At 37.2% G+C, this 24,257-nt stretch carries 26 protein-coding genes and 1 tRNA gene; 1 reads left to right on the top strand and 26 read right to left on the bottom strand.

Annotated elements, in window-relative coordinates:
* Positions 1-36: 36 nt before the first annotated feature.
* The 3 genes from argF to FD29_RS04100 all read right to left on the bottom strand — a co-directional run bounded on the left by argF (position 37) and on the right by FD29_RS04100 (position 3,332).
* Positions 37-1,074 carry an ornithine carbamoyltransferase gene (gene argF / locus FD29_RS04110; RefSeq protein WP_057887693.1) on the bottom strand — a complete coding sequence of 346 codons (1,038 nt, stop codon included), beginning with the start codon at positions 1,072-1,074 and terminating at the stop codon, positions 37-39.
* Between the two features lie 71 nt (positions 1,075-1,145).
* Complete coding sequence (gene arcA / locus FD29_RS04105) at positions 1,146-2,363, bottom strand: arginine deiminase (RefSeq protein ID WP_057887692.1); 1,218 nt, start codon at positions 2,361-2,363, stop codon at positions 1,146-1,148.
* 489 nt (positions 2,364-2,852) lie between these two features.
* Entirely contained in the window at positions 2,853-3,332 is a 480-nt protein-coding gene (locus FD29_RS04100) for a hypothetical protein (protein ID WP_057887691.1), read from the bottom strand.
* A gap of 165 nt (positions 3,333-3,497) precedes the next feature.
* On the opposite strand from FD29_RS04100, the gene FD29_RS04095 reads away from it, so the two are divergent.
* A tRNA-Gly gene (locus FD29_RS04095) sits at positions 3,498-3,568 on the top strand.
* A 396-nt stretch (positions 3,569-3,964) separates the two neighbouring features.
* Here FD29_RS04095 and FD29_RS04090 read toward each other — a convergent pair.
* The 23 genes from FD29_RS04090 to FD29_RS03980 form a co-directional block, all read right to left on the bottom strand.
* Positions 3,965-4,915: a peptidoglycan recognition protein family protein gene (locus FD29_RS04090; RefSeq protein ID WP_057887690.1), complete on the bottom strand. Its 951-nt coding sequence runs from the start codon at positions 4,913-4,915 to the stop codon at positions 3,965-3,967.
* Between the two features lie 3 nt (positions 4,916-4,918).
* On the bottom strand, positions 4,919-5,203 hold the full coding sequence (locus FD29_RS04085) for a holin (RefSeq protein WP_057887689.1): 285 nt from the start codon (positions 5,201-5,203) through the stop codon (positions 4,919-4,921).
* A complete protein-coding gene (locus tag FD29_RS04080) occupies positions 5,203-5,511 on the bottom strand; it encodes a hypothetical protein (RefSeq protein ID WP_057887688.1) in 309 nt (102 codons plus the stop codon). The genes FD29_RS04085 and FD29_RS04080 overlap by 1 nt, the downstream gene beginning before the upstream one ends.
* Positions 5,511-5,891, bottom strand: a complete 381-nt coding sequence (locus tag FD29_RS04075; RefSeq protein ID WP_057887687.1) for a hypothetical protein — start codon at positions 5,889-5,891, stop codon at positions 5,511-5,513. The genes FD29_RS04080 and FD29_RS04075 overlap by 1 nt, the downstream gene beginning before the upstream one ends.
* Positions 5,892-5,909: 18 nt before the next feature.
* The gene (locus FD29_RS04070) at positions 5,910-7,202 is read right to left on the bottom strand and encodes a phage upper tail fiber protein (protein WP_057887686.1); all 1,293 of its coding nucleotides are present in this window, start codon (positions 7,200-7,202) and stop codon (positions 5,910-5,912) included.
* 12 nt (positions 7,203-7,214) lie between these two features.
* Positions 7,215-7,679 (bottom strand): hypothetical protein, encoded by a 465-nt coding sequence (locus FD29_RS04065; RefSeq protein WP_057887685.1) that lies wholly within the window; start codon positions 7,677-7,679, stop codon positions 7,215-7,217.
* A gap of 31 nt (positions 7,680-7,710) precedes the next feature.
* Positions 7,711-8,943 (bottom strand): BppU family phage baseplate upper protein, encoded by a 1,233-nt coding sequence (locus FD29_RS04060; RefSeq protein WP_057887684.1) that lies wholly within the window; start codon positions 8,941-8,943, stop codon positions 7,711-7,713.
* The gene (locus tag FD29_RS04055; protein WP_057887683.1) at positions 8,944-9,411 is read right to left on the bottom strand and encodes a hypothetical protein; all 468 of its coding nucleotides are present in this window, start codon (positions 9,409-9,411) and stop codon (positions 8,944-8,946) included. It abuts the gene before it with no gap.
* Complete coding sequence (locus tag FD29_RS04050; RefSeq protein WP_057887682.1) at positions 9,392-9,613, bottom strand: hypothetical protein; 222 nt, start codon at positions 9,611-9,613, stop codon at positions 9,392-9,394. The genes FD29_RS04055 and FD29_RS04050 overlap by 20 nt, the downstream gene beginning before the upstream one ends.
* The gene (locus FD29_RS04045) at positions 9,614-13,045 is read right to left on the bottom strand and encodes a hypothetical protein (RefSeq protein ID WP_057887681.1); all 3,432 of its coding nucleotides are present in this window, start codon (positions 13,043-13,045) and stop codon (positions 9,614-9,616) included.
* Positions 13,046-13,756: a phage tail domain-containing protein gene (locus FD29_RS04040; RefSeq protein WP_057887680.1), complete on the bottom strand. Its 711-nt coding sequence runs from the start codon at positions 13,754-13,756 to the stop codon at positions 13,046-13,048.
* The gene (locus tag FD29_RS04035; RefSeq protein WP_268872001.1) at positions 13,756-17,589 is read right to left on the bottom strand and encodes a phage tail tape measure protein; all 3,834 of its coding nucleotides are present in this window, start codon (positions 17,587-17,589) and stop codon (positions 13,756-13,758) included. The genes FD29_RS04040 and FD29_RS04035 overlap by 1 nt, the downstream gene beginning before the upstream one ends.
* 236 nt (positions 17,590-17,825) lie before the next feature.
* Positions 17,826-18,959, bottom strand: coding sequence for a phage tail tape measure protein (locus FD29_RS04030; RefSeq protein WP_057887678.1), 1,134 nt, complete (start codon positions 18,957-18,959; stop codon positions 17,826-17,828).
* 206 nt (positions 18,960-19,165) lie between these two features.
* Entirely contained in the window at positions 19,166-19,501 is a 336-nt protein-coding gene (gene gpG / locus FD29_RS11375) for a phage tail assembly chaperone G (protein ID WP_147007903.1), read from the bottom strand.
* Between the two features lie 69 nt (positions 19,502-19,570).
* Complete coding sequence (locus FD29_RS04020; RefSeq protein ID WP_057887677.1) at positions 19,571-19,852, bottom strand: hypothetical protein; 282 nt, start codon at positions 19,850-19,852, stop codon at positions 19,571-19,573.
* 26 nt (positions 19,853-19,878) lie between these two features.
* Complete coding sequence (locus FD29_RS04015; RefSeq protein ID WP_057887676.1) at positions 19,879-20,529, bottom strand: major tail protein; 651 nt, start codon at positions 20,527-20,529, stop codon at positions 19,879-19,881.
* A gap of 37 nt (positions 20,530-20,566) precedes the next feature.
* Positions 20,567-20,983 carry a hypothetical protein gene (locus tag FD29_RS04010; protein ID WP_057887675.1) on the bottom strand — a complete coding sequence of 139 codons (417 nt, stop codon included), beginning with the start codon at positions 20,981-20,983 and terminating at the stop codon, positions 20,567-20,569.
* Position 20,984: 1 nt separating this feature from the next.
* A complete protein-coding gene (locus FD29_RS04005; RefSeq protein ID WP_057887674.1) occupies positions 20,985-21,362 on the bottom strand; it encodes an HK97-gp10 family putative phage morphogenesis protein in 378 nt (125 codons plus the stop codon).
* The gene (locus FD29_RS04000; protein ID WP_057887673.1) at positions 21,359-21,697 is read right to left on the bottom strand and encodes a phage head closure protein; all 339 of its coding nucleotides are present in this window, start codon (positions 21,695-21,697) and stop codon (positions 21,359-21,361) included. The genes FD29_RS04005 and FD29_RS04000 overlap by 4 nt, the downstream gene beginning before the upstream one ends.
* Complete coding sequence (locus tag FD29_RS03995) at positions 21,675-22,016, bottom strand: head-tail connector protein (protein WP_057887672.1); 342 nt, start codon at positions 22,014-22,016, stop codon at positions 21,675-21,677. The genes FD29_RS04000 and FD29_RS03995 overlap by 23 nt, the downstream gene beginning before the upstream one ends.
* 13 nt (positions 22,017-22,029) lie before the next feature.
* Positions 22,030-22,647, bottom strand: coding sequence for a hypothetical protein (locus tag FD29_RS11535; RefSeq protein ID WP_057887671.1), 618 nt, complete (start codon positions 22,645-22,647; stop codon positions 22,030-22,032).
* A gap of 61 nt (positions 22,648-22,708) precedes the next feature.
* A complete protein-coding gene (locus FD29_RS03985; protein ID WP_235804256.1) occupies positions 22,709-23,017 on the bottom strand; it encodes an Ig-like domain-containing protein in 309 nt (102 codons plus the stop codon).
* A 26-nt stretch (positions 23,018-23,043) separates the two neighbouring features.
* The gene (locus FD29_RS03980) at positions 23,044-24,177 is read right to left on the bottom strand and encodes a phage major capsid protein (protein ID WP_057887670.1); all 1,134 of its coding nucleotides are present in this window, start codon (positions 24,175-24,177) and stop codon (positions 23,044-23,046) included.
* Between the last annotated feature and the right edge of the window lie 80 nt (positions 24,178-24,257).

Raw genomic sequence — 24,257 nt, 5'->3', positions numbered from 1 at the left:
GCCAACCATTATGATTAGCCCTTCTTCAATAACTGATTAAACCTTAGGGATGAACAAGTTACCTAGAGTTGCTGCCATAATGGCTTTAATGGAGTGCATTCTGTTTTCAGCTTCTTCAAATTGACGTGCATATTTGCTTCTGAAGACTTCATCTGTTACTTCCATTTCATTAAGACCATACTTAGCCTTGATGTCTTGTCCATACTTAGTATTTGTGTCATGGAAAGCAGGTAGACAGTGCATGAAGATGATTTGATCATCGGCTTGACCTGTCTTCTTGATCATATCCATGTTTACTTGATATGGTTTGAGCAATTTGATTCTTTCGTCCCATTGACTCTCTTCACCCATTGATACCCATACGTCAGTATAGATAACGTTAGTGCCTTTAACACCTTCGTCAATGTTATCTGTGATCATGAACTTGCTACCTGACTTGTCAGCGTAAGCTTGTGCAGTATCGATAACACTTTGATCTGGGAAGAGTTCTTTAGGTGCAACGATGTGAATATTTACACCGAGCATTGAACCAGTAACTAAGAAACTGTTGGCCATGTTGTTACGTCCATCACCAACGAATGTCAAAGTCTTACCCTTGATTGAGCCGAATGTTTCCTTCATTGTCATGAAGTCAGCCAACATTTGTGTTGGGTGCCATTCGTCTGTTAGACCATTCCAAACTGGAACGCCTGAGAATTTAGCAAGATCTTCAACAGTTTTTTGTGAAAATCCACGGAATTCAATAGCATCGAACATGCTACCAAGAACACGTCCTGTATCTTCAACACTTTCCTTACCGCCAAGTTGAATATCATTAGCACCAAGGAATTCTGGGTGAGCACCTAGATCGATTGCAGCAGTTGTAAATGCTGAACGAGTACGTGTTGAGTTCTTTTCGAATAGTAAGGCAATGTTTTTGCCTTCTAGGTAGTGATGTGGAATACCCTTTTTCTTTAGGGCTTTCAAATGAATTGCGAAATCAATTAAATATTCTAATTCTTCTGGTGTGTAGTCCTTTTCTGCTAAAAGACTTCTACCTTGAAATACTGAAGTTTCTTTACCTTTATAATCCAAAATGTTTCCTCCTAATTGCGAGTTAAAATTAGTTTAGCACTTTCTCTAATTAACTTTAAATTAAATTAGAGCTATTTTAAGTCTTCACGAACTAATGGCATACTCATGCAACGAGGGCCCCCACGACCACGTGATAATTCACTTGAGATTGTCTCCAATACCTTCAAGCCGTGTTGTCTTAGCATTGCGTTAGATACGTAGTTACGATCATAAGTTACTACGACACCTGGTGCGATTGCTAAGGTATTTGAACCATCATTCCATTGTTCTCTAGGAGCAACGATTGGATCACCATTACCTGTTGGGATCAAGTCAAGGTCATCTAAGCCAAGTTCTTTCTTAAGAACAGCCTTCAAATCTTGGTTGTGTTCAAATGTCAAATCACCATCTTTAGTTGGGTGAATTGTCCATGTATCGATTTTTCCACCGTCGCCAAGGATTCCTGGGTGAACTGTGAATTGATCGTAGTTGATCATTGTAAATACAGTATCCAAGTGCATCATAGCGTGATTGTGAGGAATCTTGATGGCAATAACTGTATCGTATTGACCTTCTTTAAATAGACTTCTTGCAATATCTTGGATAGCTGTAGCTGAAGTTCTTTGTGAAACTCCGATTGCTAAGACGTGGTCGCTTAGTACCAATTCGTCTCCACCTTCGATACGGTGTGTGTGGTTTCTGTCACGCCATACATGTAGACCTTTGTCTGCAAAACGTGGGTGATATTTAATAATTGCTTCCATAAACATTGATTCACGTTGTCTTGCGGCAAATGTCATATGGTTGATACTTAAACCATCACCGATTGAAGCTGCCGGATCTCTAGTGAAGTAGAGGTTTGGCATTGGATCTAGGAAGAATGGATAATCTGATTCTTCAGCGGCACTGACAAGATCTGTCGGGTTAAAGTCAATGTCACTCTTACGAACTCCGATCATCAATTGGTTGACCATAGCTGCTGTATCAAGACTCATCAAATATTCTTTCAATGCGTCATGATCTGCGCCAACGCCGTAGTCTGATTCGCGAAGTATCTTTTCTACAAACGCTTCTTTAACGTTTCCAGCATCGATAGCTTCACTAGCAAGATCATCAACTGTACCATTGTCTCTTAGGATCTGTGCAAAATTGTCATGCTCCTTTTGAGCTATTGGCAAATATGGGATGTCATCGAACAATAGTCGGGGCATTGTGTCGGGTGTAATGTTTTCAACTTCCTGTCCGGGACGTTTCAACATTACTACATCTAATTTTCCAATTTCTGAAGTAACATGGATTGGTGTTGTCATAAAAAATCACTCCTTAATTTTGAATTCCGTTACCGACACCTACTATATCCGACAGCACTAGGCTTAGCAAACGCTTTCATTAAAATTAAATTTCATGATGTATGCGCTTTAATTTTTATGTGTGCCAAAACGGCGCCATACCTAGCAAAGGATAGCGCCGATTAAAAAAAATTTAATCTAAAATAAATTTTTGCAAATATAAATCCGTTGCACATATTTTTATAAATTATTACTGAAAACGATTGATTTACAATATTTTGTTCAATATAAAAGCTAATTAAATTCTAAAAAAAGCATATTTAAATTATAATTTGCATATACTTTTAGACAAAAATTGGCCACGCTTGTCAACTGCATCAACAAAGAAAGCCATTTCAATACCAAGAATTTTCTAAACTCGTTTCTTAAAAATCTAGTTAACTGAAATTTGCTCTAAATTTTACTTGGGCACAAAAAAAAGAAGTAACCTAAGTTACTTCTTTTCATGAGTTATTTACCGTTCTTTTGAACAGCTTTAACTGCTTGTTTATGTGTACCATTGTATAATTTCCACTTTTTGCCATCAGGAGATTTGATCGTTGTCTTGCCAACCTTAACAAAGTTCCATTCGAAGTCAGGTTCCTTGATGATTCTGAAACCGTCGATCTTGAATTTCTTAGGATCTTTCTTGTTAAGTACAAGTTTAGATTTCTTAAAGTCAGTAATGGCTTTTTGTGAACCGTTCTTACTTACACGAACGAATTGAACCTTCTTCTTGTCCTTGCCAGTAAAGAATGTTAAATATTCATCCTTGTTATCTGCACTAACACCAACGTAGTCGTGACCTTTGATCTCGTCTTTTGTAACCTTTTTAGCAGAGTGTTGTTCTGCTTGTTGAGTACTTGAGTTGTTAGAACAACCAGTTGCAACAGTGGCAAAGCCACCCATTAATGAAACAGCGGCTAAAAAAGTAACCAATGTTTTTTTCATTATAATCTTCTCCTTGATGCAATTTATTGATAGAAATTTATCATCACTTTTGATTCTATGGTAATGAAAACCAAAAATCAATTTATATTGTAAATTATCAGGCTTTTTTTAAATAAACTTTATCATTCTTCGACAAAATATTGTATAATGAATAAGATGTGAAATGCGAACTTAGTCTAATGGTAAAATGCCGGCTTCCCAAGCCGGGGTCGCGAGTTCGATTCTCGTAGTTCGCTTATATAAGTTTCGATACGTTTCGATAACCCCCGAAATGCTGATAAATCAACATTTTATATTTTAAAAGTTTCGATGTATCACAGATAATTATGAAAAAAGTGTGTCACGAGTGTGTCACGAAAAAAATAAAGTGGGAATGCAAATTATAATCGTTAGTCTTAATTGACTAGCGATTTTTTTGTATAAAAATAATTGAATTAAATTTGCAATCTACCATGCAATGATTTTTTTGATTATTTTTAGACAAATAAAAAAAGCCCTCACTCATATTGAGTGGGGACTAATTGTTCTGAATCTTGATTATTATTTACTTTGCTTTACTTTACTTTGTGCATTAGTGTATACATTAATTTTGTATAAGTTAAGTTTTATACACTCTTTTAAAAGTGTCGAAACTAACCTTTAAATCCCGAACCTTGAGCGTATTTGAGTGGTAGATACATATCCGTGGCAATCTTGTAGCAGTAACCAACCTTAGGAACGTTAACAACCGCTGCATATTTCCAAGCTGAACCACCATCCAAGTTAGCACCTACTACTTCGCCTTTTAAGTTAACAGCATGTACAGGGATGTCAGAATTAATCAAAACTTCACCCTTAAAAGTTGTGATTGATTGTGGAATGTAAATATCTCTACCAATGCAATACTGTGGCTCACCATTAATCATCTCAATGCCGGCAGAAACCCACCCTGTACCTGGTGCGATATCAGTAGTAGAGTTAGCTGAACCATCGAGCTTATAAGTAGCATAAGCCTTCACATCGCCCTCGAGTGTGGTTACAACATTATTGACATTTGTAAATGTCTTCTTAGGCTCTACTACATCTTCAATGCCAACTGCAATATCATGCGCTAGTTGTTCTTGTGTAATTCCCCAGAACGGCTCTAAATAGCTCTGAACTGGATCAGTATGTGATCCCCAGATATTTTCTGAAATCCACTCATGAGTCTTAATTCCGTTACCTGAACCATCTAGTTCGCATGGAATACCGTATTGTTGAGCTTTAGTACGAGCAAAGTTTACGAAAGTGGCATAGTCTTTCTTAAAAGTAGCTTTATCAGTCGTGCGAGCAAGTTCAATTTGTACTGGTGAATTTGCATTAGCATAGCTACCAGCTCCCCACGCTTCATAGCCATCAGCACCAACTTGGTAGATTTTTCCACCATCGCCCATAACATATTGGACATAAGTTTGAGTTGTTGCCCAATTATTTTTGAAGTAGCTTGCGTTAGCTTCGGCACCAATATTTGTTGTTTCGTGTAGGACAATGTATTTACTGTTTGTTACTTGAGATGAGCCCTCATTAGCTCCTAATTCGTAAGTATTATCGATATCAAAATTCATTTATTATTTACCTCCATTATTTAAAAATCCTTGAACTCCGTCAAACATACCCGATGTCCAACCACCAATAAGCAGACCGGCAATAATTGCTTTTCCAATTTCCTTATCGTGAAATACTAGTGCTGTTACAATTGCCAGCACCAGTCCTAGACCCATTGACACAAAAGGCATCCACTTGCTGTCAATGGTATTAGTATTTTTAACTGAGTTTGTTAAGACATAACACAAAACAGCGATGATAGTTAGTTGCGCTACATCAATCAAATTTAATCCTTCAATAATTTGCATTAGTTTTCTTCTTCCTTTTTAGTAAATTTATTTAGCTGAGCAGTAAGGCTTGCCATCTGCTCATTTAATGAATCAATTACAATATTTAAATTTTGAACTTGTGCTTTCAGCTCAATTACTTGCTCTTTTAAATCATCTCTTTCGTTAGTGATTCTATCTAGTCGTTTAAAAAGATCATTCGTATGATCCGCATAAATATTTTCATTAGACCCCTGATTTTTTAACCTCTGTAGCCATACACCAAATACCCCCGTCATTACCGCCCCGCCAATAGCAGATATCAAGGTTCTTATCGTTTCTTGCCCCACTAAGGTTCACTCCAGAAAGCTTCAAAAAGCATTCGAATATCTATAAACAAGATAAATATTGTAGTGAAATTTGGCATTAGTACGGGGGCGTCAATATCATGAATCGCAAAAATGATCAGGTAGAAAGTCCAAACAAAAAGAAGTAAAAATACAATAATCTCTTTTACCGGTTTTTTTAGAACTCCCAAGCAAGAAAACATTACGTATAGTCCAATAATCATCAATGCTATAGCAAATGGTGGATCGTCCACAGTGGTGATAAATGCTGGGGCTGCTGATGGTCTATCAATAAAATTATCGTTTCCAAGGAATATTAATCCTAACGCTACGGTTTCCATTCCCGTAAGGAACAACGAATGGTTCTTTTTCAAATATTTCAATTTACATCGCTTCTTTCTTTAAACTGCTATAATTTCATCAACCATTGCCCAATTAGCTACACTAATAGTTGTATAACCATTTTTTACATCTGGCATATAAAGACTGGTATTAATTCCACTTATCATATTTTTACTTCCATAGAATGCAAAATTTAAGCCCACGCTTCCATTAGTTTCCCATGTACATGACATTTGCCAAGATCCAGATTTATCTCGTAAGTGTGGTCTATCTGTTGTAAAAACAGTCTCTCTTCTATATGCAAAACCTAAATCTTGAGTTTGATAAAGGCTAGATGCTAAGCGTTCTTTGGAAATAAAATAGTAGTAATCTATATTACTAAACAATATATTTGCTTTTGAAATGTTTAATCTATCCCCCTCTAAAGGAATGTCCATAGTAGGATAAGCATCATTATTCGTTAACATATAGGCCGTAAGCCCCACATAAATGCCATTTTCTATTTCATCTATTGAAAATTTTCTATCGAAATTAGAACCACTGCTAGAATTATAAGATTGAGAAATATTCCAATTCTTTTTTGAATCATTCCACAGATTTTTGTTCGTGTATAAGTGAGTTCCAGCTGGAATCTTTTCAGAATAAATAGAATTGTTTCCAATATAAATATTCTTAACCGTTCCATCACTGTTTAGTACGTTGTATTCAGTTCCGCTATCCTTGCTTGTAATAGTATTGAACTCTGTTTCGGTTCCTTTCCAAAGTTCAATAGAGTTTTCAGTAACTATTTCGCCTTTTTTTGCGTAGTCATTTAGCTTCGTATCGACATCTGTTGTCTTAGCATATGAACTCAGTGCCGAAGTTTTTGCATAATCCTCTAGCCTTGTATCGACATCTGCCGTCTTAGCGTACGATTCCAATGTTTCAGTTTTTACATATCCATTGAGATCTGGACTAGGTAGTGTGATTTGTAATTTTTTATTACTAATATCAACATCTTTTCCATTAACAGTCGCACCAGTTACCACTTGAGATTTACCAATTTCATCCATAACTGTTGAGCCAGTTGGAACGTTTCCCAATTCGCTTTGAATTGCATTAGCGGCGTCTTTAGCGGACTTAGCATCATTTTGCACTTGAGAAACATCAATTTTGCCTACTTCAGACTTAGTTGCATCAAGTGTTTTCGTCAAAGATTGCATCGTATCATTAGCTTTATCAATACTTGATTGAACATCAGCCATTTTGCTTGTAAAGTTATTTTTATCAGCGTCAATCTCTTTATCAATTACGGCTCTGACATCAGCAATTGATGTCAAAGAACTACTAACAGTTGTATTAACCTTTTCCAATGTGGTGTTTGTTCAATCGGTAATCTGTTTGATTAGCTCATCGGTTTTAGCATCAATAATCTCCGAACCGTTGGTTGAAATTTCATCGATTAGAATTGCATCAGACAAAACATGATTCATGATACGATCCATTTGGGTAACATAATCATTAGATCGAGTGTCGTTTGGCTCTGTGATATGAACCATTAATCTTGAACTCTCCACATTGTTGATAACAAAAAAAGCACTGACTAATGAGCCAGAGCTTTCACTTAAACTGCGAGGAACTCGATATGTTAATTGACTGCCTATAATTCTAAAGTGTGATGAATCATCGTCTTCGTACTCTTGTCCATCAGGTAACAATGCTTTGAATTTGACAGCATTACCAGATGGAAAACCTACTAGGTCAAAATCCATTCTGGCAAGATAATCACGCTTCAGCAATCGAATTGGACTTCTATTAATCGGTAATGTTTTATAAGTTTCTAACTTCATTTTCTACCTCACCTGTTTCTTATTGTTTTCCTTAACTAAGTTTATCAATTTTCGTTTCCAATTCTTTTACTTTAGCATTAACATCGCTCAAAGCATTTGTAATGGCCGTTTGAACATCACTAGCTTTTTGAAAACCCGATAAATCTGGTTGATTTGCTTTTATTTTTGCGTAATCCGATTGTGTTAAAATTTCTGCTGGATTAGGACACCAGTCAGTAGCTATGGAACCTTTTTCTAACTTAGTTTCACAGTATGAAACACTTGAAGCCGTTGATTGTTGGTCAGAAAAAACTATTGCGACACGATCAATAATATTGCCAGCAGGAATGGTACCTGTCCAAGTGCTGTATCCAGATGTGCCAGCGGATATCCAATTACCACCACCAAAGTGTTCGTTACCAGATGCGTCTTTCCATACTACTTGAACACACATATAATTTGAAGCTGGTGATATCCATGCCCTAGCTGTATAAGTTGTATCACTATCAACTTTTTTCATAGATGCTTGATAAACCGGCAGATTAGTGTTCCAGCCAGTTGCATTAGTCACAGTATTTAATGTTTTGCTAGTTCCTAATAGTAAGTTAGTCCCAACAGCATTAACAGGAACCTCTAAAGCGTCTAGTTGAGCCTTCAAAGCGGTGTATTTGGCTTTAACATCTGTTGCTTGGCTATCTAAATTAGCTAAAAACGTATTGAAATCTGTAGTTTTGGAATTAATAAACTGAACATATTCAGCGTTAAGATTATCCATTAAATCTTTCATTTCTTTTTTAGAGTCCGCTAACGCTGTATCAAATGTTCCTTTACCGGTTGCAGAAATATCATTGATGGCGGCGTAATCCGACATAACGTGGTTAAATATTCTATCGACTTTAGAAATATAATCGCCAGATTCCAGCTTTTCCATACCGGATTTAGTCAGAATGTGGATATAGAAATCGGAGGTGGAATCATTGCCAATCTTAAAGTACGTGTTGGTCGTTGATCCTGAAGCATCGGTTAGTTCATCAGGAACCGTATATGTAAATGATTCCTTATCAGTACCAATAGTAAAATGGCTTTGTTCATCATCATCAATCGTTGTTACATCTGGTTTATCAGCATGGAATTCAATATGTAAGTTTTCTAAATTTTTAGGAGTAGAGTTATCAAAAACATGTACTAAAATTCCAACGTTTGTATCACCTTGACGTAACACAATTGGATCACTATAAATAGGTAATGATTTTTTTAAATCAAGACTCATTTCATATATTGACATCTATTTTGTAGCCTCCTTAATCTCTTCACCTGAAACGGGTTGCTTAACCTCTTCACTTGCAACAGGCTGTTTAGTTTCTTCATTTGGAATTGGTTGTTTAGTTTCACCATCCTTTACGTCTGGTACCTTAGCTTCATCGGGCGTATCAGTCTCTGGCTTGTCGTCAATCTTAGTGCTAGAACCCATCGGTTCACTATCCTTAACTGCTTCATTATCAGAAGTGGTAGCGACTACTTCTTTATCTCCTGATGTATCTTGACCGTTAAACTTCTTCAATTCATTCTTTGCTAGTTCTCTGAACTCGTTGAAATCAGCCTCTACAGTATCTAAATTTGTACTCTCGCTGACAGTTTCATTGATACTCATTTGACCGTTTTCACTTAAACTAGCGTTAAAATTGCCTAGAATACGATCGCCGTCTTTACTGGTTCCATTGATATAAATTGTTTTAGTTCTCGTTAATGTCATTGTTTTCCTCCTCAATTAAATAGTCATCTGGAAATGCTTCGGGAACCTTGTTAAAAAGATATTCAATAAGGTTCTGCTGATTCTCGTTTTGTGCAGACAACAAAATATTCTGTTGAAATACCTTTGCGTATTCTGCTTGATATTTAGTTATAGCCACGTCACTACTGACTGTGGTTATTTTTTTTACATCTAGTTTTTTCAATTAAATTCGTCTCCCATCTACATACACTGGACCGCCTAAATATAATCCACTTCCATTGCCAACAATATTTCCCATAACATGCAAATACTGAATATTAGCAGTATTGGAAACTGTCATATTATGAGTATTAATCATATTGACACCATCTAGCTGATTAACAGTCAACGAAGGCGTGGAAATCCCATAACTAGCAATTGAGGTTGAAACCGCACCCGAGCTATTCAAAACTTGGATACTCGAATCGGTTCTTAAAGAGCTACTGAATATTTGAGCACCTTTAATTACGCCTCCAGTTATCGTTCCACCAGTGATATTAGTACCTGTCAAAGTATTACCAGTTATTGAGTCTGCGTATACACGACCGTCAGCCGATAAGCCTGTCATAACCTTTCCATTATTGCTATGAAAACCTGCTCCATGATCGTCTAATAACCAGTAACCATATGGAGTTGTAATTTCCATTTGTGTGGCTTCTGCTAAAGTAGGAATCCAACGAATTTTATTATTCCCACCACTATTCATGAAATTGGTCATATCAGATTGTGTTTTAGATACCGTATTTTTAACATTGTTAATTTGATCTTGTGCCCTTTGTTCAGATTCATCTAACTTCTGGTTAGTTTCATCTTTATTAGCGATTGCATCGTCTTTGATATCTGAAACGTCATTATTAATAGCCGCTACATTATCTTCCACATTGCTGATGTCATTGGTTGTCTGTGATTTAACTTCATCAGTCTTTTGACTAGCATCTTTAATACGTTTATCCAAGTATCTAAAGATAGTCTGTTGAATCTTGCCGGCTTTCAAAGACTTGTTAACGTTTAAATCAGGGTCAAAGTGACGTTCTACGATTGTTTCATCAGAAGTTATTCCATATTTTGGATCATAGATACGTGCTATATCACCAATTTGTGCATTGACTACACGTTTTTGATTAGCATTAGCAACTGTGATGTTAATTGTGTAGGCTGGCTTATCAATGTCTGGATTTTCAATAAAATATTTACTACTTACATCTATCAAATCTGGAATGTTTTCAACTCTGCTTGAATAGTCAACATACTTTCTGTGTGGAAGTTTGTAAGTGTTAAAAAGTGGACTATAAACTTCCGGACCATATTGCAAATGTTCAGGAATAGATACTGCTTTACTAGCTTCTTCTGTACCAGATATAACTTTCCCAAGTTCACCTTTGAAACTTACATCTGATGAAAGTACCCACATATTAGTGGCTACTCTATATTCATAAATATTGTCCTTGTGTCGCTGTCTATCGGTTACCCAAGGTGTATGAGGTGCTAGTTCTCGGTTAGTTACTTTATCGTTTGAATCCAAATAAATAGTTGCTACCGTATCACCTACAGTAACGACTCCATTTTTAACTTCTCTTACTATCCAGCCATCAACCGGCCCTGGGTCAACAGGCTTTGAAATAACTCCACCAATTGAACCGTTTAAACTAACATTAGTTGCGTTGACCCACATGTTCGTGGCAATTTCATATTGAATTAAGCCATTTTTCTCGCGTTCCTTATCGATAGCCCATTGTGAATTAATGGCAAGACCACGCCCGCTATCTAATACGTTGTTATCATCGTAAACTAAGCCCATTGAATCAACGATTTTGACACTACCCGTAGCAGACTTGATAGTCCAACCTGATGTATTAGTTCCACTTGCTTTGGGTTCTGAAATAACTTCATACGTCTTGCCATCAAAGGAATTTCCAGAAATTGAAACCCACATATCAGTTGCTACTCTATATTGAGTGTCTGAACCATTACTTCTAACTCTATCCGTAGCCCACTTTGAATTAGCCGCTAACATTCTATTAGTAGTTACAGAACCTTCATCATTGTATATTGTTCCATTTGAATTAACGGCAAACGTTCCTGATGCACGTTTAATTGTCCATCCTGATAGGTTTTGCGATACAACCATTCTAGCCATCATCATTCTAGGACTTGCAGTTGAACCAGAAATGACACTTCCAACTGTTCCATTGAAACTTACATCACCAGAACCAATCCACATGTTTGTAGCTACTCTATATTGAGTAGTTCCGCCTTTAGTTCTAACTTGATCAGTTGACCACTGGCTATCTTTCCCTAAGCCACGGCTTTGGCTAGTGTTGTTATCATCGTAAATTGTTCCAAAGCTTGACGTAACAGTAACTACCCCGCCTGAATTGATTCGCTTAATTGTCCAGCCATCTGTATTAACCGAGCCTTGACCGTTGTCAGCGCTAGAACTAAGTTTTCCTTTGAAATCAACATCATTAGCATTGACCCACTGATTGGTAGCAATTCTATATTCGACCATTCCGTCTTTTGTACGTTGCTTGTCTGTGTACCAGGAACTTCCAACTTCAACCAATCTACTATCATCAACAGTATTTGCATCTGAATAAATCTTAGCTCTGTGATTGCCAATTGTTACGACACCGTCAGTAATCTCCTTAACAGTCCAATCATTGGCATTCGTTGGTGATTGAAAATCAATAACATCTCCCAACTCACCGTTAAAAGTGACGGCTTTAGAATCTACCCACATATTAGTAGCGACACGATATTGAACTACGTCACCTTTTGTACGTTGAATATCCGTTGTCCAGTCAGTTTTAGCAGCTAAGCTACGAGATGCATCGGCTACATTTTTATCGTCGTAAACGATAGCGTTGTTATCGCCAATTGTAACCGTTCCGCCTTGATTAACTTTTCTAAATGTCCAACCGTCAGTGTTTGTTACCTTTTTATCGTCCTTAACTTCTACAGCCTTTACTGTGTAGTAAGGAACAATTGAAGTTACCAAGTTATCAATGTTGCTATCAATCTGGACACCAGCGATGTTCTTACCGTGTCTCAAATCTATATAACGACCTGTATTCTTGCTTGTGAGTTTTAAGCTCATACCTTTACGAACTAAACGAGCGTCCAAAACACTGACAAGTGAGTTATTCTCACCAACTAAAATTTGACCAGGATTGTAATTAGTATAGACAATGTCTGTCTTACCAATGGTTTTATCAATGTCGGTTGAATAACTGAATTTTTGACCTGGTAGGTCAAGTCTATTGACCATCTCATTTAATACAGCTTTTGCGGACTTGCCATCAATACTTAGTTTCCCGCGAACGTAATTTTCATTAGTAAGCATTGTGACGTGATTACATGTAACACTCACAGTACCGGGATTTTTAGTTGATATATTTTTGACATAGAAAAAGTCCGTATCCATTGTGGATACAGACGTTGCAACTATCATTTCTTCTTTCAATTTACTAAAAAGCTTATCAGTTACAAGCATTTCAAATGAAAATGTGTAATCTCCATTTAAAACTTCATGTACATCTTGATTCGTTGCGGTAGTAATTCGACCTAATCCAGATTTTGGATAATCGTCAATCGAATTCAATAGCATTGGTTTCATTTAAATTGTCCTCCATCGTGGATATATTTTTCCACTTGTAAAAGAAATGGTATTGTTACCACTTCTTAATTTTGGAAATTTCTGTGTAATATCATAGGCATTTTCAATTACCCCAGAATCATCGAAAACATCTTGTTGCTCTTCGTCACAATCAATTTTTATAGTTGATCCTGAATTGTTATAATTAAAAGTTTCATTATTAATCGTTACCGAATTGCCTGTCATTATAATCAATGGACTTGATTCATATTCAAATCGATTAAATAATTCAATCGTTCCATTAACGTCAAATGAACTTTCGGGAACATAATATTTAAATGCTTGAGCAGATAGCTTCAAAGTTAGCTGTGTCCAATATGAAATACGTGATAATCTTACCTGTGAAATCACATCTGCATTAGTTATTTTATAAGTAAAATTAGGTTCTCCATAGTATGTAAAATCAATATAATTAGCTGAATCGAATGCTGAAACCAGTGCTGAAACGCGCATTGTACGGTCGAGTTCATTATTTGCACGGACGATTATACTCAAGTTGATCTCACGATTATCATAAGCATTTTCATCTAAAATTGCTTGAGAGCTTGCACCCTCTATTGCTTGAAAAGTTTTCTTTCGTTTTGGAATTGTGATGGTTGGATAGGATTCAAGAAAAGAATTTAATTCTAACATCCCTGTTTTTCCGTTTATTAAAAAGTCTCCTTTTTTCATTACGCTATTGATCCACCTCCAAATGCATCAGATTGATTATTAAATTGCTGTCTGAATTGACGCTCAATTTGTTCAGAAACTAAACGGCCAATATTTTCTCCATCATTGGACTTGGTATTGACCGTCACATTGATATGAAATTGTTGCGCGTTAGTGATGCTATCTCCACGGCTGTTATTAGTAGTCACAGTGTCACCAGCTTGTAACAAGTTGGGGCTTAGATCAGTAAACTGCTTAATTACTCGTGAATACCCTGGAGTACCATTTGCGAACTGCGGAATGCCTCCAAGTAATTTATTAGTTTGTCTAGCCGGAATGATTTGTGTATGTCTAGGCAATGCCATGATCACATTTCGACCTTGAGGTACAAATGTATCACCGTTAGGTAATCTAATCATTTCACGGAATATAGGCCCGCGTTGGTCATTAACCATAGCAGTACCTTCTGTAAAATCATTGTCACCTTTTTCTTTCTTCGTCTTCCCAAAATTGGAAAAGAAATTATGAATAGAGTTTGTAACCAGGTTCATAACTTTTGTTCCTATAGGAAACGCATCTACTCCTCGTTTAGCTGTTCTAGCGGGTCCGGAAGCATGATCGCTTGCTAGCAGCGTTTTTGGAATCGGATGTGTTGCGTTAAATTGACCAAGCGATCTTTTACCGGTATTTACTTTATTAACCACATCTGAAGCATTACCTTTTAAGTTCTTAGTATTAACATGTTTTGCATTGTGCTGATTCAGTGCGTTTTTAGCTGTAGTAATTTTGCCTAAAACATCAACATTGTTACCATTCATTTTTTTAATTTCAACAGATTGGCCATTAAAATGAACGACAGCAGTTTGACCGACTTTAGTCTTAGAAATCACATCTCTATTTTCGGCTCTTAATTGCTTGATTTGAGCGGGGCTTAAATTATAACTCTGTAATCCATATCCAGCTTCTCTTAAAGCTGTCATGGCTGATTGATTATTAACAATTAAAGTTTTTTGAGCATCGGATAAAGCATTAAAATTACCATATGAAATAACTAAGTTAGCTAAATCCATAGCTGAATTACCAGTATGGATAATCGCATTCTTTTCAGATAGTGGTAATCCATTCCATTGCCCAGATTGAACTAATGCAGCAATAATAGGAGCGCTGGCATCATCATTAACAATTGCATTCTTCGCGCCAATATCTAATCCTTGCCACTTGCCAGTTACAGCTAATGCATTAATAATTTTGCCGGTTGCTTCGTCATTAACAATTGCATTTTGTGTTTTCAAATCGAGACTATTCCAAACTCCTGCCTTTTGTAGTGCTTGAACGACTTTGGCGGTTGCTTTATCATTAATAACTGCATTCTTTTGTTGCATAGTTAACGAATTCCAAGTTCCAGCCTTTATCATTGCATCCACAATTGGAGCAGTTGCTTTGTTATTAATAACTAGGGCTTTTTGTTGCATGGTTAATTTATTCCATTGACCTAGATTATTGAGTTGGTCAACTAATTCAGCGTTACCTTTACCATTAATTACAGCTTTTTTAGCAGTTAAACTAAGCTTATTCCACGTTCCTGTCTTAGTAAGCAAATCAATCATATCTTTTTCGCCGGAAGTCTTTACTAGTGCTTCCTTATCTTTCATAGGTAGATTGTTCCACTCGCCAGCATCGATCATAGCTAAAGCCAATTCTTTTTGACCCTTAGCATGGATGATTGCATTCTTTTGATTGGGCGTTAATTGATTCCAATTCTTAATATCTTTAACCGCAGCTACTAAATCTTGTTTACCCTTTTGATTTACACGAAGCATTAACTTCTTTTCTTTCCAAGGAAGGCTATCCCAACGTCCAGATTGTACAGCCGCTTCACCAATCATTGACTTAGCATTACTACTAATTTTTGCATGCTTCAAATCAAATTCAAGCCGCGCCCATCCTTGTTTGGTCTTAGCTGTATCACTAATGGTTTGTTGAGCATTAGTCTTAATCTTTCCGGTTTTAGGATTAAGAACCATAGAGTTCCAATCCTTACCAGCCTTACGAGCAACTGTTCCCATTTTCGAAGCTGTGTCAGCAATATGAGAATTTGCCGTAGACATATTTTGAGCTGATTTGTCAGTATGCTTTGCTACTTCGTCATATGATAATCCAATTCTTTTCAAATCATCAGAGACACCGCCTTGAACAAGATGAGCTTTCTTACCGTACTCAATCATTTTTTTGCCTTCGTTCATGATGTCGTTGGTATGCTCTTTGCTTAATTTTGCCATTGCGGTATTATATGCTTTTTCAGTCAGAAAACCGCCTTTGCGTAAAGCCTTTAGCTGTGATTGACCTTTTTTATAAACGCCATTCTGCTTTTTAATTGATTCACTAAGTAAATCATAATTTTTAGCAGCCTCGTTTATACTCATAGAACGCATACTTGAATTTAAGGCTTTTTCAACTTGTATCTTTTTCTTTCCAGAAAGTCCAATCAGCTGTACTTCATCATTATTCATTTTCTTTCTGGAATTGAGAATATATTGGTTCTCGTCATCTGTTAAACTACGATGCTTGTTTGCAGCGTTTTTAACAATCTCGTTTACGTTATCTGCTGTTTGTTTAGCGTTACTTTTGATTTTGTTATTAGCAGATTCCTGTTTAGCGGCAGCGGATTTAACAATATTGGCAACATCATCCGGCAGATTTTTTAGGCCATCTTTTAACTTCTTATTGGCCTTATCGGCTGAATCTCCAATAGTATCACTCATACCTTTAAATGACTTGCCAATAGAATCAGCACTCTTAGTGGCATTAGAATCAAAATCATGTAACGCAGAACTAGACTTTTGGTTAAATCCTTGCATCTTTGATAGTGATTTATCGGCACTAGCACCAACATCTGATCCCCAGCGATTGATTCGTTGTTGTGAATCATAAGCACTTTTACCATATTTTACTAATTGAACTGCTCCATATGTGAGAGCGGCTGCAGTAGCAACAATAGCGACTGCGGCAACAGGATTGGCACTTGCAAAAGTAAGCATGGCAGTACCAGCGGTTGCTGCCTTTGATCCAAACGTTGTAAACGTATTGGCTGTGCTTGCAACTTTTGAACCGGCATCTACAACGGATTCCGATGTTTTAGCCGCTTTAGTAGCAAAGTTTCCACTTTCATAAGCAGTCTTACTGAAGCCAGCTTTTAATAATCCTAAGCCTGTGGCACCTTGTTTGGAAGCTCCAACCATTCGGCTAATTCCTAATACCGGAAGGCTGAATGCTGTTCCTAATGCGCCTAATCCACGTGATGCCCCACCTAAAATAGACAACAATGGTCCAACTGCTGCAGCTAACGCAGCCGTTTTAACAATTGTCCGTTGTGTAGATGCATCTAATTTACCAAATGATTTAACAACTTGAGTTGCATCTTTAACTAGTGGCATAAGTGTTGGTGTTAATTTATCACCAATCGTAATTGCTAAAACATGCAATGATTCCTTAAATTTTGCAATTTGTGCGGCTTTGGTGCTATTCATTGTATCAGCAATTTTCTTAGTAGAACCTGTTGCTTTTTCTGTCTTGCTAGTTAGATCTGTTAAGGCGTCTCCACCTTGTGATACCAACGCATTCATACCAGCTTGTGCTTCTGTACCGAATGCAGTAGCAATAGCTGCTGCACGCTGTTCTTTTGTCCAACCAGCCGTATTCGTCTTAATTTTGTTAAGAATCTCTGGTAATGTTAACGTGCCTTTCTTAAAATCAGCAACGTTAATACCTAATTCCTTGAAACCAGCTGCATTTTGTTTCGATGGCTTCATCAACCTTGTTAATGCTGAACGTAAAGCTGTACCTGCGACTGCAATGTGTTATCGTACGAGTTCTTTATCTCGTACTTCATTATGTTTCCATAATGTTCAGACTATATTTTCGTCCAATATAAAAATTGGAGCTAACTCTTCGTGGATATTTTTCCATACAAAAAAACACTATTATTTATATAGTAGTGTTTGCTTAGGATAATTTATCTAGTCGTTACACCTTCCGTGAGTTTCCTACACGGCTTGGCTCGGTCTTGACGTGATTATATATAATTTTAGTGTTAACCGAATTGAATTAGTTCTTTTTCAAAGAGATTACTCTCTAAGCGGGCCAGTGAGAGCAGGATTTTTATTATTCTCGTTAACCCTTCAATACCTTGATTACTCATTAAACCAATCGCTGCAGCAGTTTCTTCCAAACTGATTCCAGCTGCGTGAGCTGTAGGACCAACATATGTCATAGCATCACCCATATCTTGGAAACCAGCAGCGGTTGCATTCGCTGTATAAGTTAAACTATCGGTTACACGTTGAGTGTTTTTTAACATCCCGGCTGTTGTTCTAGACTTCAAACCAAATTGTTCTAGTGTTGATGTTGAAACGGTCATAACAGTATTGAAATCATCACCAGAAGCCTTAGCCGCATTCAAAATACTTGGCATAGCTCCAAGTGATTGCTTAGCGGAATATCCACGCTTTACCAACTCTTCAAGTCCTGTATTAATGGACTTTGTGGAAATACCGTATTGAACTGACCACTTCTTAGAAGCATTAGCCATTTGAGTCATTTCACGTCTTACTTGTCCGGCACTCTCACCATTGGCTTGTAATAATGGGCCAATGTTTTTTATTTGAGAATTAAAATCAATAGCGGACTTAACGGCATAACCAAAGCCAGCCACAATAGGCGCTGTAACACGCGTGGTCATAGTTGAACCCATTGAACTCATTTTTTGACCAGCTGATGTTGCTGCAGAACCAAACTTCTTTAAATTTGTTCCTGCTTTATACCAACCAGTTGATTGCTGATCTATTTGACGCTTTACTCGTCCCATTTCGGCATCAAGCAAATTCATGGAATTTTTAGTTCTATTAATAGCGGAAGCGGCATTCTGCTGTCTGGCCGTTAATTTTGCTTGTTCTTCAGATGTTTCCGCAGTCTGTTTAGTCAGTCTGGAATATGTAGCCTCTTGATTCTTCAACTTGGCATCGTAGTTACTCATCTGTTGAGAAAGAGTCGAATAATGCGATTTCACTGAGTTAAGACTATTTCCGTAAGCCTTCACGTAATTATCTTGCAGTTTTAAAGCCTGATTAGTATTTCTAATAGTGGACATTAAAGCTGATGAGCTTTGCTTAAAGGGATCAATGTTTAAACTTACTGTTGCTGCTAAATGTCCTAATGATCCAGCCATATCTTATCCCCCTTCTTATAAAATTTAAGCAAACAAAAAAGGAAACGCCTTATCAATGGTGGTTTCCTTTTCTTCATATATATGATTTATGCGCTTTACATCGTCCATAGTCATGTAGTCCACATCTTTTAGCTTATATCCTTGTGACATCATGGATTTGTAAAACTCGTCAATTTTATTAAGCGAGTCCTTTAATGTTTGCTCAGTTATTTTTTTGATTTAGTTTTATCAGAATCATCAGGATCACTAGAACCTAAGCACTCATCAATAATTTTTGAAATTGCAATCGTTGATTCTGAATGCGCTCCGTCAATAAAATCTTTTGCCGTAAATTGGTTATTAAAAAAGCTGGACGCAAAATTTGCAACATCCTTTTCATTATTCATTAAATCTTCATCAGTAGGACCATCTTTTTTACCCCACATTTTTACTTGGTGCTGTTGCAAAATCAAAGCACGAGTGGTGTCTTTGAAAAATGGTGTTTCTGTACGTTTAAAAGGAATTTCTTCGCCCTTGATCGTTAATTTAACTTCATAAGCCATATATATATTTCTCCTATAAATTTAATTCCGTCCACCGCCGCTACCAGAGAGGGAGTATGCTCTTATTGGCTACTTAGCTGTAATTACCGCTCCGTCATTAGTAGCTGTGGATGTTACGTCTGTTGGTGCTTCAGGCGCTGGTGTTAGAACTGTCCAGCCTTTCACATCAACTTTTGCTGATTCGAGACCTGTAACTGAATCCTTAAAAGTGACTTTATAGTCACCATCAGCAACTACTGTACCTGGTGCTAATCCTGTAACAGCAGCACTAGCTTCACCGACTTTACTTTCACCGACTTTGTTTCCTGCCTTAAAATAAATCACTTCAATATCTTTTGAGCGATCTGCCATAATTAAATGTCTCCTTTTCTAATTTTTTATTTTGATGATATATCTGCGCCGTTAGTCGTTGGCACTGGCTTAACATCTTGTGGTGCTTGTGGTGCTTGTGGTGTATCTAAAGCATTGTAGTCGTCTGCTGTCTTAGGAAATACGAATCTCTTAAACTTTTCTAAGTCAAAGCCAGCATTGTCTTCACGACCAATTGCAACCATCATTCCATCTTCTGAATCTCCACGAGGAGCAAATGTACCTGTAGTTTCGTCATTGCTTGGATCAGGAGTACCGTCTACGGTCTTAGTATCAACACCGGGTAGTGAGAATTTCCCCTTAAGCATTGCTACGTGAATCTTTGTACCGTCATCCATTTTGGTGTCAAACATGATTGCAATGTCATTAGGCTTTAGGTTCTTGTTGTAGAGTTCAACACCATTCTTAACTTCAATTCCAAAGAAATCTTTTCTTGCTTCGGAAGCGATATCTAATAGCTTAATATTCAAAGTAGCTTCTGAAATACCACCAGAAAGAGTTACATATGGACCATCATCAGCCGCAATACCCTTCATTTCATTTTTCAAATCCATTTTGGCTTCGGTTAGTCCTGGCATTTTCTTAGGTCCGTCAGCCACCAAATCATTTTCTACAACTCCATAATAGAAGTTAGATGCACCAAATTTTGCTTTTCCCATTTAATAAATCTCCTTATTTTTTGTATTAAAAAAGGCCTTAGTCCTCGTTTGGACTAAAGCCTTGATATTCAAAGTTTCCTTGGACCATTTGTAGGTCCGTCATGTCAACATCGCGCGTATGATTTTTGTAATAACGCTCATACCCGTGGTTATACATATTTTCGTAAATCATTTGTTCTAACTTAATTAACTCTTTAGTTTTGTATCGCAATATCCAGAAATCGATTTGATAGCGTGGATATTCAATAGCTCTTCGATTGTCAGCATATAAAGCTTCATCGCCTGGAATTGCAGTAATACGAATCCACGGGGCGTTAGAATTTTGGATAAAACTTTCTTGTGGTGTTCCTACATAAATCTGTGGTAGGTCTATTTTGCTCCCACGAATTCCGTTCATATAATCTTGAATGTCGGTGTTTGAATCGAACATTTTGAAAATGTCATATTCGTTCAAATTAATCACCGACCTTTAAGTTCTTGACGAAAATATCAAGCACGCCATCTCTAGTTTTTTCTTGAGTTTTCTCGATGAAATGCTGTGGGTCTTGCTTAGACGTTCCACTATTAGGAAAGTGAGCAATTCGACCTTTAACGTTGTCATAACCAACTGGGACTTCATACTCACCAGTCTTTAGTGACACACTTCCAACCTTCATATGGTCTCTTAATGGACCTTTGCCTGAATGGTCTTCCGTACTAACAGGAGTATCCTCGGCTAATGTTTCACCGAAATATTCACCACCCTCGCGAACTGCCTTACGTGCTTTACGATCATATCCAGATTGCAAAACTTGAACGTTGTGAAGTAATTCTTCCACGCCTGTTACGCTCATTTAGCATTCACCGCCTTACATTCAAGCTTTGTAAGGTCTCGTTTGTCGAAATCTTCATCGATACCTGTAATTTCATAAACAGACCCACGCCAGCGAACTTTCCAAGTTGAGTCAATCAATCTTTGTGGCTCAAATTTTATAGCGAAGTTAGGTGATTCCTTGCGATTACCAACTTTAGTCGTGGCGTCTTTAAACTCACGGATTGGTGTGTTAAGAACTTCTGCCCAACAGCTAAATATTGGTGTATCTGTACCTGGAACCATTACACCGTCCTCGTTTTGAACTTCTTTATTGCTAAGGAATTCAATTCGCTCAGTCATGTGTGTTAGTCTCATCGAAATCTACCTCCTCACTACGCAATTGGTTAATCACATTATTGATTGTTGTGTTTTGAAGTGGAAATCTCATAACTTCCGAACCATTTCCTCTGTAGTAGTAATCTTCTTCTACATATTTCATTAGAGCGACAAAAAACCTGTGATCAGAAATATAATCACTGGGCTTTTTAGTTGCAGAAATAGCATGAGAAATTTCACTAGCAGCGGACTCGATAAGTTCATTTAAAACATCATCGTCAAAGTCCTGGTCAATCTTGCAATACAACTTAAGAGTTTTGAATTGCTGGTCGGTTAGAAGTTTTGTGTCTTCAGACATTAACTAACCTCCTCTATGCAGTTGCATGTGAACCTAACTCTAGTTTCATGTTTGAAATTGTAACAGTTGATGTTGAAGGAATATTGTCCAAACGTAAGTTAATACCCTTCTCTGAAAAGTCATCAAGTGTGACGGTTGCCTCATAATGTTTCTTTTTAGTATCGGCAGTATCAGCAATAAAATTAGTCCAAGTTCCACCATCTGTGCCATCAGTTTGGACAATAAATTTCGTAGGAGCAGTAGAAACAGCATCAAAGTTTAAAGTTACTTTAGTGCCTTTTTCTAGTCTTCTGCTTAACGCGTACATTTGTTGGTATTGGTTAGCTGTGTTATTACCTGTCATACTAAATGGTGTATCTGCTTTCAATAACAAGTTCTCCTCGACAGCACTTGGTGCCTGTGCTGGTTGACTTGGTGCTGGTGCTAGAACTGTCCAACCCTTTACATCAACCTTTGTTGACTCGAGGCCTGTAACTGAGTCCTTAAAAGTAACTTTATAGTCACCATCAGCAACTACTGTACCTGGTGCTAATCCTGTAACAGCAGCACTACCTGTACCGACTTTACCTTCAGCGACTTTGTTCCCCGCTTTAAAATAAACTACTTCAATATCTTTTGAACGATCTGTCAAAAATTTATACCTCCTTTTATATTTTTATATTTGTGGATAAATCTGTACCATCATTTGTTAGCTACTTAGCTGTAATTGTTGCTCCATCTTTAGTAGCTGTTGATGTCACATCTGTTGGTGCTTCTGGAGCTTTTGGAGCTTCGCTTTGTGCTGCAGTTACTGTGACTTCACATGAAGCCGTCTTTGAACCATCTTCGGTTGTTACCGTAATAGTAGCAGTACCAGCAGCAACGGCTGTTACCTTTCCAACTTTAGGCGTAACTGTCGCAACCTTATCGTTGGACGTAGCAAACGAATAATTCAAATTGTCAGCATTTTCAGGTGTGATTGTAGCCTTTAGAGTGGCTGTGTCACCGACTTTTAATGCCAAAGAAGAATTATCCAAGCTTACGCCCATTACGCTTTTGGGGCTGCACCTTGTGTTAAGAAGTAACCAGCGTTTTCATCAGCTTTTACAACGCAGAAACGTGTAACTGCTTGTAGATATTGACCGTAAATATCGTTGTCTACCCAACGTACTTGAATATCCAATCTGTCAGCCATAACAACAGCACGTTTCAAATCACCAATCCATGCATGAGCTTCTCCATCTTGACCCAAGGCAGTATCTTCAACTACAGTCACGGGAACACCTAGCAATGTAACTGGTGAACCATCAACAATTGGTTGATGTAGTAAGTATTGACCGTTCTTGTCCTTTAGAGTGTCTAGGTAGTTATAGAAACTTTGTGATGCAACGATTACCTTGTTATAAGCAGGATCAAGGTCAACATTGAGAATATGTTTAATATCGTCTACAGACTCACCAGCTACTGTTTTGGCTGTGAATGATTTAAGAATTGTTGAAATAGCAACGTTAGTTGTATTAATCTTTTGCTCTTGAGCATTTCTAGATACTAATCCAGTTAAATCAATGGCTGAATCTTGAATAGCTTCGTTTGAAATAGGAATGGCACCACGATATGTATTAATCTTCCATGAAATCTTTTCAAAATCAGGCTTTGCTAGTTCAGGATTCTTTTCCAATTCTTCAACAGTATTTAGTGTTGCTGTTGCACGTTTCAAAATTGGATATTCACCACTAGCTGTTGTAGCTGTAAAGTGTTGAACCAATTGAGATAAGTCAGTTGCTGATTTAACTTCATTTTCAGGACTATAAACAATTGATTCTGGAATTGTTACACCGACATTAGGGCTTGTGATACCATCACGAACTTCACCCTTAGAATGCAAGAAATCATTCAACGAACGTTTTTCTTCATCTTCTGCACTAAGTTTTCTACCTTCTGGTTCTTTGTGATTGTTGGGAGTCTTAGCAGTGGCTTCATAATTTCTAAGCTTTTCTTTGTCAGCTTTGATTTGGTCGTCCATTTTACGAACTTCACTTGCAGCCTTATTAGCGGAAGCAATTTCTTCGTCTGTAGATTCCTTATTTTCAAGAATTGAGCGAGTTTCTTCCGCTTTCTTACTTCTTGTTTCTTCTTGATCCGCAATCTTATTGCGTAATTCTTTAATAATTTCTGTTAGCATTAACTAATCTCCTTATTTTTTGAGTGGCGAATTGTCAAACTAAGTGCAACGGTTTGTCAAAAAATACTTCATATGGGGTT

The sequence above is a fragment of the Companilactobacillus mindensis DSM 14500 genome (genome assembly GCF_001434275.1).
GTDB lineage: Bacteria > Bacillota > Bacilli > Lactobacillales > Lactobacillaceae > Companilactobacillus > Companilactobacillus mindensis.
The sequence above is the reverse complement of the archived record's forward strand: the minus strand, read 5'-3'. Positions and strand labels throughout refer to the sequence as shown.

Bases quoted from the DNA above. Each gene is read 5' to 3' on its own strand.
- FD29_RS04060 (WP_057887684.1), bottom strand. From the start codon at position 8,943: ATGTCAATATATGAAATGAGTCTTGATTTAAAAAAATCATTACCTATT.
- FD29_RS04030 (WP_057887678.1), bottom strand. From the start codon at position 18,959: ATGGCTGGATCATTAGGACATTTAGCAGCAACAGTAAGTTTAAACATT.
- FD29_RS04045 (WP_057887681.1), bottom strand. From the start codon at position 13,045: ATGAAACCAATGCTATTGAATTCGATTGACGATTATCCAAAATCTGGA.
- FD29_RS04015 (WP_057887676.1), bottom strand. From the start codon at position 20,529: ATGGGAAAAGCAAAATTTGGTGCATCTAACTTCTATTATGGAGTTGTA.
- FD29_RS03995 (WP_057887672.1), bottom strand. From the start codon at position 22,016: ATGTCTGAAGACACAAAACTTCTAACCGACCAGCAATTCAAAACTCTT.
- FD29_RS04055 (WP_057887683.1), bottom strand. From the start codon at position 9,411: ATGACATTAACGAGAACTAAAACAATTTATATCAATGGAACCAGTAAA.
- FD29_RS04065 (WP_057887685.1), bottom strand. From the start codon at position 7,679: ATGAAGTTAGAAACTTATAAAACATTACCGATTAATAGAAGTCCAATT.
- FD29_RS04005 (WP_057887674.1), bottom strand. From the start codon at position 21,362: ATGAGCGTAACAGGCGTGGAAGAATTACTTCACAACGTTCAAGTTTTG.
- FD29_RS04000 (WP_057887673.1), bottom strand. From the start codon at position 21,697: ATGAGACTAACACACATGACTGAGCGAATTGAATTCCTTAGCAATAAA.
- FD29_RS04090 (WP_057887690.1), bottom strand. From the start codon at position 4,915: ATGAATTTTGATATCGATAATACTTACGAATTAGGAGCTAATGAGGGC.
- gpG (WP_147007903.1), bottom strand. From the start codon at position 19,501: ATGGCTTATGAAGTTAAATTAACGATCAAGGGCGAAGAAATTCCTTTT.
- FD29_RS04100 (WP_057887691.1), bottom strand. From the start codon at position 3,332: ATGAAAAAAACATTGGTTACTTTTTTAGCCGCTGTTTCATTAATGGGT.
- FD29_RS04040 (WP_057887680.1), bottom strand. From the start codon at position 13,756: ATGAAAAAAGGAGACTTTTTAATAAACGGAAAAACAGGGATGTTAGAA.
- arcA (WP_057887692.1), bottom strand. From the start codon at position 2,363: ATGACAACACCAATCCATGTTACTTCAGAAATTGGAAAATTAGATGTA.
- FD29_RS04020 (WP_057887677.1), bottom strand. From the start codon at position 19,852: ATGGCAGATCGCTCAAAAGATATTGAAGTGATTTATTTTAAGGCAGGA.
- FD29_RS03980 (WP_057887670.1), bottom strand. From the start codon at position 24,177: ATGCTAACAGAAATTATTAAAGAATTACGCAATAAGATTGCGGATCAA.
- FD29_RS04085 (WP_057887689.1), bottom strand. From the start codon at position 5,203: ATGCAAATTATTGAAGGATTAAATTTGATTGATGTAGCGCAACTAACT.